This is a genomic window from Granulicella sibirica (genome assembly GCF_004115155.1).
Lineage (GTDB): Bacteria > Acidobacteriota > Terriglobia > Terriglobales > Acidobacteriaceae > Edaphobacter > Edaphobacter sibiricus.
Window position 1 is genome coordinate 977,857 of the sequence record NZ_RDSM01000001.1, and the last position, 15,558, is coordinate 993,414.

General features: G+C 61.4%; 17 protein-coding genes. 9 read left to right on the forward strand and 8 right to left on the reverse strand.

All coding sequences use genetic code 11. From position 1 onward, the window contains the following. The first annotated feature begins 66 nt into the window (after window positions 1–66). Genes GRAN_RS04060 through GRAN_RS04080 form a run of 5 tightly spaced genes read left to right on the forward strand, consistent with a single transcriptional unit; the run spans window position 67 to window position 6,867 of the window. On the forward strand, window positions 67–1,101 hold the full coding sequence (locus GRAN_RS04060) for a LacI family DNA-binding transcriptional regulator (RefSeq protein ID WP_128911704.1): 1,035 nt from the start codon (window positions 67–69) through the stop codon (window positions 1,099–1,101). A 45-nt stretch (window positions 1,102–1,146) separates the two neighbouring features. Next, window positions 1,147–2,157: a family 43 glycosylhydrolase gene (locus GRAN_RS04065; protein ID WP_128911705.1), complete on the forward strand. Its 1,011-nt coding sequence runs from the start codon at window positions 1,147–1,149 to the stop codon at window positions 2,155–2,157. 33 nt (window positions 2,158–2,190) lie between these two features. Beyond that, entirely contained in the window at window positions 2,191–4,728 is a 2,538-nt protein-coding gene (locus GRAN_RS04070) for a glycoside hydrolase family 95 protein (protein WP_128911706.1), read from the forward strand. Between the two features lie 47 nt (window positions 4,729–4,775). After that, window positions 4,776–6,341, forward strand: coding sequence for an FAD-dependent thymidylate synthase (locus GRAN_RS04075; protein WP_128911707.1), 1,566 nt, complete (start codon window positions 4,776–4,778; stop codon window positions 6,339–6,341). Window positions 6,342–6,351: 10 nt separating this feature from the next. Continuing rightward, window positions 6,352–6,867 (forward strand): GNAT family N-acetyltransferase, encoded by a 516-nt coding sequence (locus GRAN_RS04080; protein WP_161570830.1) that lies wholly within the window; start codon window positions 6,352–6,354, stop codon window positions 6,865–6,867. Between the two features lie 6 nt (window positions 6,868–6,873). Here the strand turns inward: GRAN_RS04080 and GRAN_RS04085 are convergent, their stop codons facing one another. Next, entirely contained in the window at window positions 6,874–7,407 is a 534-nt protein-coding gene (locus tag GRAN_RS04085; protein ID WP_128911709.1) for a hypothetical protein, read from the reverse strand. 258 nt (window positions 7,408–7,665) lie between these two features. Between GRAN_RS04085 and GRAN_RS04090 the strand changes: the two genes are divergently transcribed. Further along, a complete protein-coding gene (locus GRAN_RS04090) occupies window positions 7,666–8,064 on the forward strand; it encodes a helix-turn-helix domain-containing protein (RefSeq protein ID WP_241654326.1) in 399 nt (132 codons plus the stop codon). Window positions 8,065–8,077: 13 nt separating this feature from the next. Here GRAN_RS04090 and GRAN_RS04095 read toward each other — a convergent pair whose 3' ends face one another. From GRAN_RS04095 to GRAN_RS04120, 6 genes are all read right to left on the reverse strand, one after another. Next, entirely contained in the window at window positions 8,078–8,929 is an 852-nt protein-coding gene (locus GRAN_RS04095) for a rhomboid family intramembrane serine protease (RefSeq protein WP_128911711.1), read from the reverse strand. Between the two features lie 68 nt (window positions 8,930–8,997). Further along, entirely contained in the window at window positions 8,998–9,471 is a 474-nt protein-coding gene (locus GRAN_RS04100) for a hypothetical protein (protein WP_128911712.1), read from the reverse strand. Between the two features lie 171 nt (window positions 9,472–9,642). Beyond that, window positions 9,643–10,722 carry an MBL fold metallo-hydrolase gene (locus tag GRAN_RS04105; protein WP_128911713.1) on the reverse strand — a complete coding sequence of 360 codons (1,080 nt, stop codon included), beginning with the start codon at window positions 10,720–10,722 and terminating at the stop codon, window positions 9,643–9,645. Between the two features lie 101 nt (window positions 10,723–10,823). Further along, on the reverse strand, window positions 10,824–11,069 hold the full coding sequence (locus tag GRAN_RS04110) for a hypothetical protein (protein WP_128911714.1): 246 nt from the start codon (window positions 11,067–11,069) through the stop codon (window positions 10,824–10,826). Between the two features lie 134 nt (window positions 11,070–11,203). Continuing rightward, window positions 11,204–11,656: a MaoC family dehydratase gene (locus GRAN_RS04115; RefSeq protein WP_128911715.1), complete on the reverse strand. Its 453-nt coding sequence runs from the start codon at window positions 11,654–11,656 to the stop codon at window positions 11,204–11,206. A gap of 81 nt (window positions 11,657–11,737) precedes the next feature. Next, the gene (locus GRAN_RS04120) at window positions 11,738–12,523 is read right to left on the reverse strand and encodes a protein phosphatase 2C domain-containing protein (RefSeq protein ID WP_128911716.1); all 786 of its coding nucleotides are present in this window, start codon (window positions 12,521–12,523) and stop codon (window positions 11,738–11,740) included. Window positions 12,524–12,670: 147 nt separating this feature from the next. Here GRAN_RS04120 and GRAN_RS04125 point away from each other — a divergent pair, with 147 nt between their 5' ends. After that, complete coding sequence (locus tag GRAN_RS04125) at window positions 12,671–13,594, forward strand: DNA-methyltransferase (protein ID WP_128911717.1); 924 nt, start codon at window positions 12,671–12,673, stop codon at window positions 13,592–13,594. Between the two features lie 21 nt (window positions 13,595–13,615). Here GRAN_RS04125 and GRAN_RS04130 read toward each other — a convergent pair whose 3' ends face one another. Further along, window positions 13,616–14,530 (reverse strand): metallophosphoesterase family protein, encoded by a 915-nt coding sequence (locus GRAN_RS04130; RefSeq protein ID WP_128911718.1) that lies wholly within the window; start codon window positions 14,528–14,530, stop codon window positions 13,616–13,618. Window positions 14,531–14,622: 92 nt separating this feature from the next. On the opposite strand from GRAN_RS04130, the gene GRAN_RS04135 reads away from it, so the two are divergent. Both GRAN_RS04135 and GRAN_RS04140 read left to right on the forward strand, forming a co-directional pair. Then, window positions 14,623–15,090, forward strand: coding sequence for a vitamin K epoxide reductase family protein (locus tag GRAN_RS04135; protein WP_128911719.1), 468 nt, complete (start codon window positions 14,623–14,625; stop codon window positions 15,088–15,090). Window positions 15,091–15,142: 52 nt separating this feature from the next. Then, complete coding sequence (locus tag GRAN_RS04140; protein WP_128911720.1) at window positions 15,143–15,541, forward strand: hypothetical protein; 399 nt, start codon at window positions 15,143–15,145, stop codon at window positions 15,539–15,541. Window positions 15,542–15,558 lie beyond the last annotated feature (17 nt).

The following is a 15,558-nucleotide window of genomic DNA, read 5'->3' on the forward strand; positions in this document are numbered from 1 at the left end:
GCGGAGCGCGGTTTCCGCGCCGTCTCTTGCCGGGCGGAGACACGCCGTCATTTATCCTGTGGGCTTATGAGCGAAGCGCGTAACCCGACGATTCGCGAGGTCGCCAAGCTCGCTCGTGTGGGCTTGATGACCGTCTCGCGCGTGATCAACAATCATCCCTCGGTGCGTCCATCTACGCGCAAAAAGGTCGAGATTGCGATCGCGCAACTCGGCTACCGGCAGAATGAGGCGGCTCGTCTGCTAAAGGGTCAGCGCGCGAAGATGATCGGGTTGATCGTTCCGGACCTGTCGGACGCGTTCTTCGCGTCGTGCGCTCATACGGTCCAACACATTGCGCGCATGCACGGCTACATGACGCTCGTGGTTTCGTCCGAGCGTGATGCGGACCTCGAATTCCAGCAGGGCGAATTGATGGCGAGTCGCAAGGTCTCTGGCCTGCTGATCGTGACGTCGACCTCGCGCGGAGATGAGCGACTCAAGCACTTGCAGAGCACCGGCCTTGCCATCGTTGCGTTCGACCGTCCTCTGCCCGGCGCCGATACCGATTGCGTGGTGGTCGAGAATCGGCTCGGAGCGGAAGAGGCGACGCGGCATGTCATCGAGCATGGACACAGCCGTATCGTCTGCGTGGGATACGACGAGGAGACGTACACCATCTATGAGCGGATCCAGGGCTACACCCACCAGATGAACGCCTCGGGACTGAAACCGGAGGTTGCGCTCGGGCTGCTTACCTTCGAAGAAGTGCGGGACTGGGTGAAGCATCTGCTTGGACGCACCAATCGACCGACGGCGATCTTCTCACTCAACCACCGCACCGCGGTATTCGTGCTGCGTGCGCTGGCGGAGATGCAGATAAAGATTCCGGAAGAGATGTCGGTGCTAGGATTCGACGACTTCGAACTTGCGTCGGTGATCACGCCGCCATTTACGACGGTGGCACAGTCTCCGGTGGAAGTGGCAAGGCGCTCCATGGCTCTTCTGCTCGAACGTATCCAGGGAGTGAAGACGGGCGCCGCCTCGTCTCCAGCGAAGATTCTGCTGCCGGTGAAGTTGATGGTCCGGTCTTCGTGCGCACCCCCGGGTAAAGCTGCATCTTGAAGCGTGAAGAGTGTTGCAAGCTTTGTTACGAATGGAGAGAACCGCATGACGAACCGGGGATTCTTGGCAAGGCGCTGGGTTGTCGTTCTACTCTTCTGCTTCGCGCTCTGCTGTGTTGCTCAGGCGCAGAGCGCGAGCACCGATATCAAGCCCGGGGAGCCGTGGTTCGACGATCGTGGGCAGCAGATTCAGGCGCACGGCGGCGGCATTCTTCATCTTGGCAAGACCTGGTTCTGGTTTGGCGAGGATCGCTCGAAGACGAACGATCCGGACAAGCGCTACGTTGCCTGCTACTCGTCAGATGATCTCGTGCATTGGAAGTATCATCGGCAGGTAATAGCGATGGCCGCGCCTGAGGGTCTTAGCGGGCACTGGGTGCTGGAGCGGCCCAAGGTTTTCTACAACGCGAAGACGAAGAAGTTCGTCTTGTATATGCATCTCGACGACCCCGCGTACAAGATGGCGCGGGTTGCCGTCGCAACGAGCGATACGGTTGACGGCGACTATAACTACATCCGCAGCTTCCGCCCGCTCGACTTCGAGAGCCGCGACATCGGGCAGTTCATCGACGATGATGGTGCGGCGTACCTGATCTTTGAGTCGCGGCCTAGCAAAGGCTTCTATATTGCCAAGCTCTCGGACGACTACCTCGATGTCGCGAAGGAGATGAGCTTCGTCGACGCGCCACTCGAAGGTGGAGCGATCGTTCATTATCAGGGCCTTTACTATGCGCTTGGCTCGCACCTGACGGGCTGGAAGGCAAACCCGAACGTCTATGCCACGTCGGCAACACTCAGCGGGCCATGGTCCGCGATGAAAGACATCGCGCCACCCGAGGTCAACACGTATGACTCGCAGTCGAGCATGCTGGTGAAGGTGGTGGGTAGCAAGGCGACGACGGTCATCTATGTTGGTGACCGTTGGAAGCCGAAGGATCTATGGGACTCGCGGTATATATGGATGCCGGTTGAGATCGGTTCCGGCAATCTTCATCTGCCGCAGCCAAAGTACTGGACCATCAACGCGAAGACGGGCGTCGCGACCGTTGCTCGTTAGTAGGCCTTCGCACAAGAAAGGAATCGCTTCAGCATGGGTCGAATCACACGCAGAGGCTTTGTAACAGCAGCATCGTCGGTTGTAGGCGGGTTTTCGATCGGCAAGCGGAAGGCGCTGGCGTGGGCTCAGCCTGTGACCAGCTATCCCGGGGAGCGGCTTGCGCTCTGGTACGACAAGCCATCGGCGGCGTGGGTCGACGCTCTTCCCGTCGGCAACGGACGCCTGGGTGCGATGGTCTACGGCGGCGGGGACGATGGCTCGCCGCAGCGCGAGGTGCTCCAGTTAAACGAAGACACGCTCTGGTCCGGAAAGCCGATCGACGGTAACAACCTCGATGCGCCGAACCATCTGGCGGAGGTGCGCAAGGCGGTGCTCGAGCAGAAGGACTACCATCTCGCCGACAAGCTCTGCCAAAAGTTACAAGGCAAGTTCGCGGAGTCGTATCAGCCTGCCGGCAATCTGCGGATCGACTTCAAGCATGATGCTGCAGTGACGGAGTATCGGCGCGAACTCGATCTCGACCAGGCGGTCGCAACGACGCAGTACAAGGCCGACGGCGTGAGCTACAAGCGAGAGGTCTTCTCATCGGCGCCGGACCAGGTAATCGTCGTGCGAGTCACAGCCAACAAGCCGCATGCGCTGAACGCGACACTCTCATTCGATGGAGAGTTGCAGAAGTCCGTGACTGCCGTCTCGGATCGTCGCCTGCTGATGACGGGCAAAGCGGCTGCACACATCGCAGGCGCGGGCCACCCGAATAGCGAGAAGCCTGTGACTCTGTCCGACACACCTGGCGACGGCATGTATTTTGTGACGATGCTCAATGTGCTCGTCGACGGCGGAAGCTCGAAGGCTGCGAAGCACGAACACGGCGCGGGAACTCTAAGCATTGCCGATGCCTCGTCCTTCACGATCTTCCTCAACGTAGCGACCGGATATCGCGGCTTCCAGAACGCTCCCGACCTCACGATCGAGCAGATTACGGCGAAGTGCGCTGTGCCACTCGAGAAGGCTATGAAAGTACCCCTCTCCACATTGCGCGAGCGCCATGTGGCGGATCACCAGAGGCTCTTCCGTCGCTCCTCGCTGCATCTTCCGTCGGCTGGTACGGACGCCCCTCTTCGACCGACGAATGAACGTGTCCGAAACTACACGCCCGGCGACGCCGCGCTGCTCGCGCTTTATTTTCAGTACGGTCGCTACCTCCTGATTGCAAGCTCGCGGCCAGGTTCGCAGCCAGCAAACCTGCAAGGCATCTGGAGCTACGAGGTCACACCGCCGTGGAGTTCGAACTGGACGACGAACATCAACGTCCAGATGAACTATTGGCTCGCCGAGACGTGCAATTTGAGCGAGTGCGCGTCGCCTCTATTCGACTGGATCGCCGACCTCAGCAAGACCGGAGCCGTTGCAGCGAAGGAGACCTATGGACTGCCCGGCTGGTGCTCGCACCACAACGTCGATATCTGGCGCTCGGCGAATCCCGTGGGCGAGGGCGTGGGACAGCCGACCTGGGCCAACTGGGGCATGTGCGGCCCATGGGTCTGTGAGCACTTGTACGAGCACTTTCTCTTCACCGGCGACCGAGCCTTTCTCGGCAGCCGCGCGTACCCGCTGATGAAAGGAAGCGCCGAGTTCTGTCTGGCTTGGCTGATTGAGGACGGCAACGGCCACCTCACCACCTGCCCCTCGTTCTCGACCGAGAACGACTTCCTCGCTCCCGACGGCAAGAAGGCCATGACCAGCGCCGGATGCACCATGGACATGGCTCTGATGCGGGAACTCTTCGGCAACTGCATCGCCTCGGCGCGGTTGCTCGGTATCGATGCGGAGTTCGCGGGCAAGCTCGAAGCCGCGATGAAGCGTCTTGTGCCGTACCAGGTCGGCAAGCATGGGCAGCTCCAGGAGTGGGCAATCGACTTCGACGAGAGCACACCAGGGCAGAGGCACATGTCACATATGTATCCGCTCTACCCGGGATGCCAGATCGCGCCCGAAGGAACACCGGACTTGGCAAAGGCGGCGCGTGTCTCGCTCGAACGCAGGCTCGCTGCCGGCGGGGCTTACACCGGGTGGAGTCGCGCCTGGGCCATCGCCTTCTGGAGCCGCCTGCACGATGGCGATATGGCGCTCGAATCGCTCGTGATGCTCATGCTCCACAGCACCAATATCAACCTCTTCGACACGCACCCGGCGGGCAAGGGACAGATCTTCCAGATCGACGGAAACTTCGGTACGACCGCCGCAATCGCGGAGCTTCTGCTCCAGAGCCACGATGGGAGTATCCGCCTTCTGCCTGCCCTTCCGGCGAAGTGGGCCGAGGGCGAGTACAGGGGACTGCGCGCGCGTGGAGGGCTCGAGGTCGATCTCGCCTGGGCAGCCGGAAAGGCTACCTCCTGCACGATCCGCTGCAACCAGGCTGGCGAGGTTCGGCTTCACGCACCGAAGGGACAGAGCATCGCACGGGTCACCAGTGGCGTTGCTGCTCCGGCACTTACGCAGGCGGCGGCCGGAGGCGTCACGGTCAAGCTGCAGGCGGGACGGTCCTACCGGGTGACCTTCAGTGCCTGAATCACGACCGGATTATCCTCGCACGAGCCTTGTATCCTGAAACGACGATGGATGACAAGGATGTGCAGGCGGCGGAAACAGATGTCTATGCGATTCATGGAGCGGAGCCTGAGGTCCTGGCGTATGCCATGGCGAAGTACTCGCGTTCGGCCCTGACCCTCAAGGAGTCGCTCGCCGAGATCAGCACGCAGCGCGCCGAGCAGTTTCTCAACACCTTCTACTTCCAGTACGGGCATCGGTCGATCGCCGACCTTGCCCATATTCCATTCGCCATCGAGCGCCTGAGTCTGCTCGCCGCCATCTCGCTCGTGGATGAGCAGCGCTGGGACGGGCAGGAGCGGTCGACCCGTTACCAGGATTTTCGGCGGTCGGGTTGGTACACGCCTGACTTCGGGACGAGCGAGGACACGCGCGAGACGTACACCTCCGCCATCAAAGCCATGTTCGAGAGCTACAACAGCGTCGGCGCGCTCATGCTGACGGCTTTGAAAGGCGCTATCGAGCGACCGGAGACCATGAAGCACGAGGCCTACGAGCGCACGCTCAAGGCACGAGCGTTCGACGTCGCACGCTACCTGCTTCCGCTCGCGACGAATACCTCGCTCGGCCAGATCGTGAATGCGCGCACGCTCGAGACGCAGGTCTCTCGCCTGCTGACAAGTGAGTTCGCCGAGATCCGCACCATCGGCGAGAAGCTTCGTATCGCAGCCGCTGAACCGGCGTGGAACGTCCAGCACGCCGCCGGGGCGCAGATGGCGGACGAGGTCGCCGACATGGATGAGGAGCTTGGGGGGCGCGTGGGCGAGTTCATGCTCAAGCCGGTCCGCACGGCTCCCACGCTGGTCAAGTACGCCACGCCCTCGAACTATCTTCACCAGAGCTGCTTCGAGCTTGAGCAGGCGGCGCGCGAGCTGATGGATGGGCAGACGATTTATCCCGCGCCGACTGTCGACCTGCTCGAAGACAACGAGCCACTCGAGGTCGAGCTGGTGACCTCACTGCTTTATTCGCACTGTCACTTCTCCTACCGGCAACTTCGTGGCACGGTCGCCGCGCTGACCGAGGCGCAGCGGCTGGAGATCGTCGGGCTGGGGATGAAACATCGCGGACGTCATGATGAGTTGCTCCGCGCTTTCTCGAGCGGGCGCGGCCTGCGCTTCGACTTCCTCATGGACATCGGCGGTTTCCGCGACATGCATCGTCATCGCCGCTGCACGCAGTTGCTCCAGGGATTCACCGACCTGCATGGCTACGAGGATCCGGTCTGCCCGGGCCAGCCGACGCTGGCCGCGGCCGGGCTTGCCGAGGAGTATTCGGTCGCCATGGATTCAGCCTTCACCGCCTTCCGCGCGGTTCGTGATTCAGGCGTCCCCGAGGCGGCACAGAGCGCGCAGTACTGCCTTCCCCTGGGCACGCGCTGCCGGTCGATGTTCAAGATGGACTTCGCGGAGGCGCTCTACATCTCGGAGCTGCGCAGTGGCGTCGCCGGACACTTCAGCTACCGGCGCGTGGCATGGGAGATGTACCAGGCGGTCGCCCGGCGGCATCCAACGCTTGCCTCCTACTTCCGGGTCGAAGATGTCTATCAGCCGGTCGATCTTCTGCGGCGCTAGAGAGGGAACGATGAGCCTGACGATCCGATCCGCCGAGACGACCGAGGAGATCGCGCAGGTACGTGCGCTGATGTCCGCGTACGGGGCTTATCTGGCGGCGAACCCGTCAGGCGCGGCAAGCATCAATGTGGACGGGTATGAGACTGAGCTCGACGCGCTGCCTGGCCCGTACGTGAGACCCGCCGGGGTCCTTCTGCTTGCCGCCGATGGCGATCGCGGGGCGGCGTGCGTCGCCTTCAAACCAATCGAGCCTGCGCTCGAGACCGATCCCGGCGAAAGAGCATGCGAGATGAAGCGGCTGTGGGTCGATCCGGCCTTTCGCGGACATCGGCTCGGAAGGCGTCTAATCGAGGAAGGAATCGCCTGGGCACGTACCGCAGGGTACACCGCGATGTACCTCGACACCGCCCCGGCCGCCATGCCGGAGGCAAATGCCCTCTATGGGCTTCTCGGCTTCGAGCAGGTTCCGCGCTACAACGACAATCCGGTTCCGGACATCGTCTTCTACCGCCTGCGCCTTAGCTAGAGGCGGCTATTCGCCGAGTACATCCAGAATGCGTCCACTCGGCGTCAGTACGGCGACTGACGATCCAGGCATCTCGGCGGCGGTTTTGTCGATCTCCATGCGCGTATAGGCGAAGGTGTTTTCGAGCGCGGCGACGTCGCCCTTCTCCCAGAACTCCGCCTCATCCTGTACGTCGAGCATCTCGAAGAGGTTCTCGGTCTTGTGGAAGAGCTGAATGATCTGCTCATGGACGGCTGCCCCGGCGAATTGGGTCTTGCAACAGTCCTGCATGAAGAGGTCGCGGTCGAACTCGAAGGTCAGCGGTTCGCACTCGGGGTGGGGCAGGAGGTACACGCCGCGAGTCGGCCCGAGGTACACCTCCTCGTACTCGTCGGCATGAGGGTCTTCGGGCTGGAGCGTACGTGTGAGCTGCTTTTTGGCTTCGTCGATCGCGTGTGCCGGCCAGTTCCGCTCAGCGGCAAACTGCTTCACCAGCGTAAGAAACCTCTCGCAACTGGCCTCGGACTGAAGCTGGCCTTGATAGTGGATGGTTAGGCCCATGGCGGAATTGTAGCGGGTCGTCGCGTGAGCGCCTACATGGTGCCGACGGCGCAGGTTTACTCATCCAGCAATACCGTTCTGGCTAATATATCCTGTGGTTCAGAGGTGCTGTGAGGGTGAAGTAGAGGTTTAGGTCTCGCCGCCTAAGTCGAGCGAATTCTGCCGCCTGAACCAGCGGTGGTACGGGAATCGCACTCGCCACCAAGTTAAGGATTGACCGCCATCTCGCGGCTCGTTACTTTCAGGCTAATGGCCGACATGCAAACTATGACCCCGATCAACCAGCTCCCGACACCGACCCCGATCTCGTCGAATATCGGCACCACGATCCGCGGATACCGGCTCCAGAAGGGCATGTCCCAGGGGGACATCGAGAAGCGGACGGGCCTGCTCCGCTGCTATCTGTCGCGAGTCGAGAACGGTCACACCATCCCTTCGCTCGAGACGCTGCAGAAGATCGCCCGCGCGCTCGACCTGCAGCTCGCGCAGTTCTTCGCCGAGGAGACGGTTGGCAAGGAGATGTCGTCGCTTCACCTGAGCGAAGAGGAGATTCGCTTTCTGACACAGGTTCAGCGTTACTCGGCGCACCTGTCCGACTCCGACCGCAAGCTCCTGCTCGCGATGGTCAAGAAGTTCGCCCAGAGTTCTATTAGCTAAAGCAGCCAGGCAGCTAAACGAGTTTCGCGATCCAGTATCCGAACAGGATGAGCAGAAACGTGGCCGCCCCAAAGACGATCTTCTGCCGGGCCAGGTAGCCGGATCGTCCGGCCGTCATCCGCGGCACAAGCCCCGGTCCAAGCGCGAGTCCCGAGAGAAAGCCCCCGATGTGCGCCGAGTTGTCAATCCGGACGAAGCTGCCGAAGACGGGCAGGATCGTCGAAGCACCGATCACGAGGTTGAGCACAGCGAACTGAACGACAGACCGTCGCAGACGCTTCAGTTCTCCCCAGGGGATCGGGAGCTTGCGGTTCGACAACAGAACGATCAGCAGGCCGGCGATGCCGAAGACCGCACCAGACGCCCCAGCGCCGATCCCGAAGGTGAGTTGCTCGTGGAAGAAGAGCGCATAGCCCACATCCCACGCCATGGCCAGCAGGTTTCCGGCGATCCCGGTGATCAGGTAGACCGTCACCAGGCCGTACGGCCCGATCAGCGGCTCGCCGAGCATGCCAAGGTTCCAAAGGCACCACATGTTGGTCGCGAGGTGAATGATGCCGATGTGGACGAAGATGGCCGTTAGCAGCCTGTACCACTGCCCGTTCAGCTCAAGCAGTGTGGAGCTGGCGCCGTAGCGCACGAGATCCCGGGATCCCGGGGAGGTCGGCGAGACACCGTGGCCGATCATCCACAGGAAAACAAGGATGTTGATCGCCAGCAGAAGATAAGTCGCCGGCGCGGTCATGGGGTTCCAGTCGCTGCGCTCGCGGGGTTTCCGGGCAGCAGCCTCGCCCGGCGCGAACTCCGGAACGGAAGTCGCCGGGCCCAGCGGCGGATGGATCTCGGGTTGGTCCGGGAACGACATGGTTATCGTCTACGCTATCGTGTGCCGATAGAGAAGACAACCGCTGAAGGGCGGCGCGTTGGGAGGATTCACGCGTGGTTCTTCATGATCCGGTCGCGCAGGTTTGCCGGCAGCCGATCCTGCGGAAACTTGCGCCGTACGACATCGCCAAGAAAACCAGGAAGCGGCGTCGCAATAGCGACCAGCACCCAAAGGAGCATTGAAAAAAATAGCCCGGCGAAGGCGACCGCCTCGAGCGAGATGGCGATCGGCGTTCGATGAAGCTGGCGAAGCTGAACGTGAACCGCGCCAATATGCGTCAATGCCTCCACGCGATGAATGACGGCGACCGCAAGCAGGAAGGCGAGGATCGAAAGCGAACTGACCGAGATGAGAAGCACATCGATCGTCCGGTGCAGACGTTCCTTCGAGTGGCAGTGCGAGCAGGTGGCGAGGTGATCCTCATAGTCGGTCCGCATGGCGGGCGACAAGCCGGAGATATCGTACCGCCAGCCTGAGAGGATGGCGCCGACAACAGGGTCGGTGCAGATTGTTGCGGGCATGCGGCGATTCCTTTTCTTCGGACGAATTCGCGAAGAGCGTCGGGTGAATAAGGCCATGTCTTAGATAGACCTCATTCTACCCTCGTTAGATAGCGAAGGGAGGCGAAAGATTCAGGCCGGACAGGGTTGCCAGGGAGGGTCTACACCAAAGCACACATCTAACAGTAACGTTTACAGGCAGATAGATGCAAGTGGTTCAGCCTGGTGGGCGAGCAGGACGCGGTTACCCAGAAGAGTCATCCGGTCGCCGATCGCCTGTTCGGCGGCCAGCAGCGCAAGAGCAGGATTGTTGTTCGATTCCGACAGGTGGCCGAGGACAATATAGGCTGCGCCGCCATCGTAGTCCCTGGCGAGGAACTCCGCCGTGGCGTCGTTCGAGAGATGCCCGACGCGCGAGAGCACACGTTGCTTCACGGACCATGGGTATGGGCCGTCGCGCAACATCTCAAGGTCGTGATTTGACTCCAGAAGAAGCACGTCGATACGCTTCAGCGCGGCCTTCACGTTTGGCGGCATGTATCCAAGATCGGTTGCCAGCGCCATCCGGATTCCATCCGCTTCGAAGACGAAGCCGCACGGATCTGCCGCATCATGCGGGATCGTAAACGGGGAGATCTCGATATCGCCGATCGAGAAGTTCGTTCCGGCACGAAAGTATTCCACGGCCGGAAGAAACGTCGGATCAGCCTTCTCCTTCGCTGGCAGATCCGCGCTCGCTTGCTGGTCGCATGACTCCTGGTCCTCATCACCCGGCAGCTCCATCATGGCATTCGGGTCGTCGGAGCGGTTCAGGGCAGGATCGAGGCTTGCTGCCTCAGCCGAGATGTGCGCGACCGCCTCAAGTTGCGCCGGGTCTGGAGCAGAGGAAGGCTCAGTCAACTCGTAGGTAGGAATCGCGGCAGCCGTCGCTGCGGCGCGAGCCTGCTTCTCCTTCTGCAGGTGATCGAGCCACTTGGCGTAGGTCATCGTGGTGCGCGGGGTCAACATCCGGACCCAAGCCCGGTGGGTCGGTTCGGTAAAGAAGACGGGGATTTTAAGGCGCCGCGCGAGCACAGCCAGTCCGGCAACATGATCCTGATGCTCATGCGTGATGAGGATTGCGTCGAGTTGAGCGGGGTCCTCCTCGGCGATCGCCATCCGGCGCAGAAGCTCGCGACACGACAGCCCGGCATCGACCAGGACACGGGTCCGTCCGGAAGAGATCACGGTGCTGTTGCCTTTGGAGCCCGAGGCGAGCACAGTCATGCGCATTTGGTTAACATACGCCGCTGCGCCCGGGGAGAACAAACGGCGACAAGGGCCGCATCTGGAAAACCGCTCCCAAATAGGAATGCCGCCCGACGAGACCTTCCCTATGCCAGTACTTGGGTCGGCGTCCGCACCGCGAGGATATCCTCGAGCAGGATCGACTGTCCCGTCTCGGCCGTCTTGAGGTTTCCGCTCGCGCCGCGCTCGACGGGCAGGAAAAAGACGTCGGGATTGTCTTCACCCTCGTAAACGAACAGAGGCGTCGCGAGAAAGCGTGTGCCGTCCAGCGTTTCCAGTTCGACAATCTGGTCGATGCTTGCGTTCAGCAGCGCAAGATGTTCAGCAGTCATCAGGGTTCCTTTGGGGATAGGAATCAGGGCTTTAGCCTAGCAGCGGAATGTTGCAGGAGGAGGAAAACCGGGCGCGTTCGCAGCAAAAGCACTTCCGCTCTTCATTGCTTCCCTCCGCTCTTCACCGCTTCCATCTAGATCTCGCTCTTCACCGGCGCCAGGAAGTTCACCACCGATCGCATGACAAGCTCATTCCTTTGGTTGTAGACCAGCGTCTGCGTCCGGACGACGCCATACTCCTTGCGATTCTGCGACCGCCTCACCCCGAGCACCTCGATCTCCGAGCGGATGACGTCATTCGGACGCACCGGGGTCGTCCAGCGAATCTCCTCGACGCCCGCGCCGATCATGCCGCCCGCCACGGGAACCGTCTGCACCCGCAGCCGCATCACGATGGCAGCCGTCAGCCATCCCGAGGCGGCAAGCCCTTTGAAGAAGCTCCCTTCACCCGCTGCTTCGTCCAGGTGGAACGGCTGCGGATCGTACTTGTTGCCGAATTCCTTGATCTCTTCCGCCGTAACCTTCGCCCCGCCAACCGAGGCGAACTTCTGGCCTACGTAGAAATCCTCGAAGTAAAGCTCCTTCATCCTGTTCTCCCGTTCCTTTGTGCCATTCGTTCCAACAGTGTAAAAGCTTTGCGACAGCTTGCGTCCGAGCCGTCAGTGTCCCTAGCCTACGCGCAGAAGGAGAACTGTGACGTTATCGTGCCCGCCAACTGCATTCGCGGCGTCGACCAGCGCCACGCAGCCCGCCTCGAGCGATTCGGCGCCTGTTCTAATGCCGGACAGCACATCCGCGATTGCCTCATCGCTGAGGTCGCGGTTCAGCCCGTCCGAGGCCAGCAGAACAATGTCTCCGGTACCTACATCGAGCGGCTGCACCGCGGCCTCAACCTGCGCGTGCGCCCCGATCGCGCGTGTGATGATGTGACGCATGGGCGAGTGGGCCGCCTGGGCGCGCGTCATCAGGCCGGCCTGCATCTGCTCCTGAACCACCGAGTGGTCACAGGTGACGAGCCGAAGCAAGCCCTTCCGGTAGAGATAGCACCGGCTGTCGCCCACGTGGCCGATCCAGAATCTCGCTTCAGGTCGCTCGCTCTCGCTCTCCGCATTTTCCAGCAGTGGCGGAGCGTCAAGGATTGCCGCGACCAGCGTGGTGCCCATCCCGGAGAGCTCCCGATTCTGCTTGGCCTTGCGATACACCGCATCGTTGGCCGCCCGGGCTGCCCGTTGAATGCGTTCTACCGTATCGACCGCCCTGTTGCCGTGGTCCAACGCCCGGGTGAAGGTTTCCACGGCAAGTCGGCTCGCCACCTCACCCGCCGCCGCACCACCCATCCCGTCGCACACCACGAAGACACCCTGTTCCTTCGATGCGGAGCAGAAGTCCTCATTGCCCTTGCGGACGAGCCCGGGGTGCGAGGACATGGCATAGTCGAGTTTGCTAAGGGTCATAAGCGAAAAATAGATGCAAGAAGACAAAGCACGTCGTCTATCAGAACGTGCAAGCCGTCCGCATAGGCCCGGTTCTGTACCGTATCCTGAGGCGAGCCCTCTCCGCAACCCCCTGAGGGATGAACGTACAGCAGAAATGACGAAGCCATGAACCGGATTGTGCATGGAGAAAATCTCGAGGTGCTGCGCGGCCTGCCCGCGGAATCGGCTCACCTGATCTACGTGGACCCGCCGTTCAACACTGGCATCCAGCAAAAGCGCAGACGCATCCGTGTCGTGCAGGACGCCGAGGGCGACCGCGGCGGATTCGGCGGAAAACGCTACCGGACGCTCGCGCCCACGGCCCAGGCCGCGGACGCAGGCTACGCCGACCAGTTTGACGACTACCTCGGCTTCCTCAAGCCGCGTCTCGTCCAGGCGCACCGCATCCTTACCGCGACCGGCTCGCTCTTCTTTCATATCGACTACCGCGAGGTCCACTACTGCAAGGTAATGCTGGACGGCATCTTCGGCCGCGAGTGTTTTCAGAACGAGATCATCTGGGCCTACGACTACGGCGCTCGCTCCCGCACACGCTGGCCCGCCAAGCACGACACCATCCTCTGGTACACCCGGCACCCAAAGAAGTACACCTTCAACCTCGACGAGTGCGACCGGATCGAATACATGGCCCCGCGCATGGTCGGCGCGAAGAAAGCCGCCCTCGGCAAGCTCCCAACGGATGTCTGGTGGCACACCATCGTCTCGCCAACGGGCAAGGAGAAGACCGGCTACGCCACACAGAAACCCCTCGGCGTCCTAGAACGCATCGTCCGCGTCCACTCCAATCCCGGCGAACACGTCCTCGACTTCTTCGCCGGAAGCGGAACCACAGGGGCAGCGGCAGCGAAGCTCGGGCGAGAGTTTCTGCTTGTCGATGAGAGTGGCGAGGCGGTCGCCGTCATGACCAAACGCCTGGAAGCCTACAAACCCGACGTGAGCGATCCGATCGATCCGCAGGCAGGCATGAAACCCGCGATCAAGAAAGCCGCCCCGAAAAAACGCACGTCCAAGGTTGCCGTTCAGACCTGAGCTGGTCTGCAGCCAGGGACGTTACGTATTCTGCGGCTCGATCGACCTGAACCCATACGTCTCATACCGGGTGGCCATCTTGCCATTTGCCACCTCGACAACGGTAAATCCTTCCGGCGTCCCCATCCGGGTGCCATGCCACCAGTTCCCCGAGACCGCCCCGCACGTGTGATACGGAACGCCCTTCCACACGACTAGTTCGTTCACGTGCGTGTGTCCCTGCAGCACCCCGATAACGTTGTACCCCGTGAACCGGTCGATCACCTCGTTTGAGTTGATCAGGCTCAGGCCGCGCCGCGAATCCAGCGACGGCTTTGCCGCTTCATACTGGACAAATGCCGTCACCACCGGGTAGTGAATCGCCACAATCACCGGCATGTGCGGCGGTAGGGCGGCGAGGTCCGCGCTCAGCCACTGGAGCTGCGCCGCATCGACCATGCCCTCGTAGCTCCGGTCCGCGTTGACAACGATCGAGTCCAGCACAATAAAGTGGCAGCCCTTGTGATCGAACGAGTAATACGTCTTTCCAAATCGCTCTTCGTACAGATTCTTTCCATACAGGTTGTCGTTGATCGAAACCGTGTTCGACGGAGTGACAGCGAACACATCGTGATTGCCGAGCACGTGATACATCTTCAGCCCCAGATCCTGCTCAGTCTTCCCGTAGAGATCGTATAGCTGCGTCGCCCGAGGCTTGGAAACGGCGTTCGAATCGAAGACGTGGTCCCCGCCGTTGATCGCAAAATCTGCCTTGATCGTGCGGCCGTGGCGAAACGCCATCCCGGTGCCAAGCACGCCGTTGAGCTCCGGCTGAAGGTGCGCATCGGTAAAGAAGAGAAAAGTGAAGGGCTCGGAGGGAGGAGCGAGCGCGAAGGCCGGCAGCGATGCGGCGCCAAGTGTTGCGCCAGTGAGCGAGAGGAAGCGTCGGCGGTTCATCGAAGTAGCCACACGCCCATCATAAACACGGCTGTTTTCCCTGCGATCAACAACGCCGAGCCCCACCCGCGCCGGAACGATAAGATGGAGGCATGAAATATGTCCTTGCCCTGCTTGCGATGGCTGGCCTCGTCGTCAGCGTTCTTGCCCTGCGCGTGCACAACATGGATCCGAACCTCGCGCCGCCATGCGCCGTGACCGAGCACTGGGACTGCGGCGCGGTGAACCACAGCCGCTTTGCCGTATTCCCACCGCGTTCCTTCGATGAAGACCCGAAGTCCAGCAAGCCGCACATCCCGGTCGCCACCATTGGAATTATCGGCTACAGCCTCATGCTATTGCTCGCGCTCCTTGGCCGCGTTGGCCTGGTTCGGGAGCTTGCCTTGATCGGCTTCATGGCCGCCGGCTTCCTTACTTATCTCGAGGCGTTCGTGCTGGAAAAGTGGTGCATCTACTGCGTCTGGTCGCAAGGAATCGTCACCGTCCTTCTGCTGACCGCGATCGTCGCGGTCTGGCTGCAGCAACGCAGCCTCTCACCCTCAACCCGCTCCATCAGCTAGGCTGAGAACGAACATGGCCACCCCAATCATTGAAAAATCCAGGAGACCCGCCATGTGGCCCAAGATGTTGATCGAGCTCCTGCCCCACCTATCCCGTCTCGTGCCGATGTGGGAGAAGTTCCTCACCTCCCGCGCGGCCAACGACAAGGCTAGCGAGAACGCCCTCACCGCAATGGCCGAAGGTGTTCGGGGCGATCTCGGCCAGGTGACTGCGGCACACGCTGGCCTCTACCGCCAGCTTCAGGACCAGAGTGCGCAAATCGCTTTGCTCGGTGAAGAACTCAAGCTCACCCGCGACGCCGCCGAACGCGCCGAAACAGCCGCTCGTCATACCGATCCGGAGATCTTAGCCCTAACGGCGGCTGTAAAGCGCGTCGGAACGGGACTTCTCTTCGTCGGACTCCTGCTCGTCGTTGTGATCGTGCTTCAAGTCGTCTTTCGGCACGGCTAGCGCGAAACCGGGCGGGG

Coding starts and splice junctions, on each gene's coding strand:
- GRAN_RS04060 (WP_128911704.1), top strand. CDS start 67: ATGAGCGAAGCGCGTAACCCGACGATTCGCGAGGTCGCCAAGCTCGCT.
- GRAN_RS04140 (WP_128911720.1), top strand. CDS start 15,143: ATGTGGCCCAAGATGTTGATCGAGCTCCTGCCCCACCTATCCCGTCTC.
- GRAN_RS04090 (WP_241654326.1), top strand. CDS start 7,666: ATGCAAACTATGACCCCGATCAACCAGCTCCCGACACCGACCCCGATC.
- GRAN_RS04120 (WP_128911716.1), bottom strand. CDS start 12,523: ATGACCCTTAGCAAACTCGACTATGCCATGTCCTCGCACCCCGGGCTC.
- GRAN_RS04080 (WP_161570830.1), top strand. CDS start 6,352: ATGAGCCTGACGATCCGATCCGCCGAGACGACCGAGGAGATCGCGCAG.
- GRAN_RS04105 (WP_128911713.1), bottom strand. CDS start 10,722: ATGCGCATGACTGTGCTCGCCTCGGGCTCCAAAGGCAACAGCACCGTG.
- GRAN_RS04095 (WP_128911711.1), bottom strand. CDS start 8,929: ATGTCGTTCCCGGACCAACCCGAGATCCATCCGCCGCTGGGCCCGGCG.
- GRAN_RS04130 (WP_128911718.1), bottom strand. CDS start 14,530: ATGAACCGCCGACGCTTCCTCTCGCTCACTGGCGCAACACTTGGCGCC.
- GRAN_RS04135 (WP_128911719.1), top strand. CDS start 14,623: ATGAAATATGTCCTTGCCCTGCTTGCGATGGCTGGCCTCGTCGTCAGC.
- GRAN_RS04100 (WP_128911712.1), bottom strand. CDS start 9,471: ATGCCCGCAACAATCTGCACCGACCCTGTTGTCGGCGCCATCCTCTCA.
- GRAN_RS04065 (WP_128911705.1), top strand. CDS start 1,147: ATGACGAACCGGGGATTCTTGGCAAGGCGCTGGGTTGTCGTTCTACTC.
- GRAN_RS04125 (WP_128911717.1), top strand. CDS start 12,671: ATGAACCGGATTGTGCATGGAGAAAATCTCGAGGTGCTGCGCGGCCTG.
- GRAN_RS04115 (WP_128911715.1), bottom strand. CDS start 11,656: ATGAAGGAGCTTTACTTCGAGGATTTCTACGTAGGCCAGAAGTTCGCC.
- GRAN_RS04085 (WP_128911709.1), bottom strand. CDS start 7,407: ATGGGCCTAACCATCCACTATCAAGGCCAGCTTCAGTCCGAGGCCAGT.
- GRAN_RS04110 (WP_128911714.1), bottom strand. CDS start 11,069: ATGACTGCTGAACATCTTGCGCTGCTGAACGCAAGCATCGACCAGATT.
- GRAN_RS04075 (WP_128911707.1), top strand. CDS start 4,776: ATGGATGACAAGGATGTGCAGGCGGCGGAAACAGATGTCTATGCGATT.
- GRAN_RS04070 (WP_128911706.1), top strand. CDS start 2,191: ATGGGTCGAATCACACGCAGAGGCTTTGTAACAGCAGCATCGTCGGTT.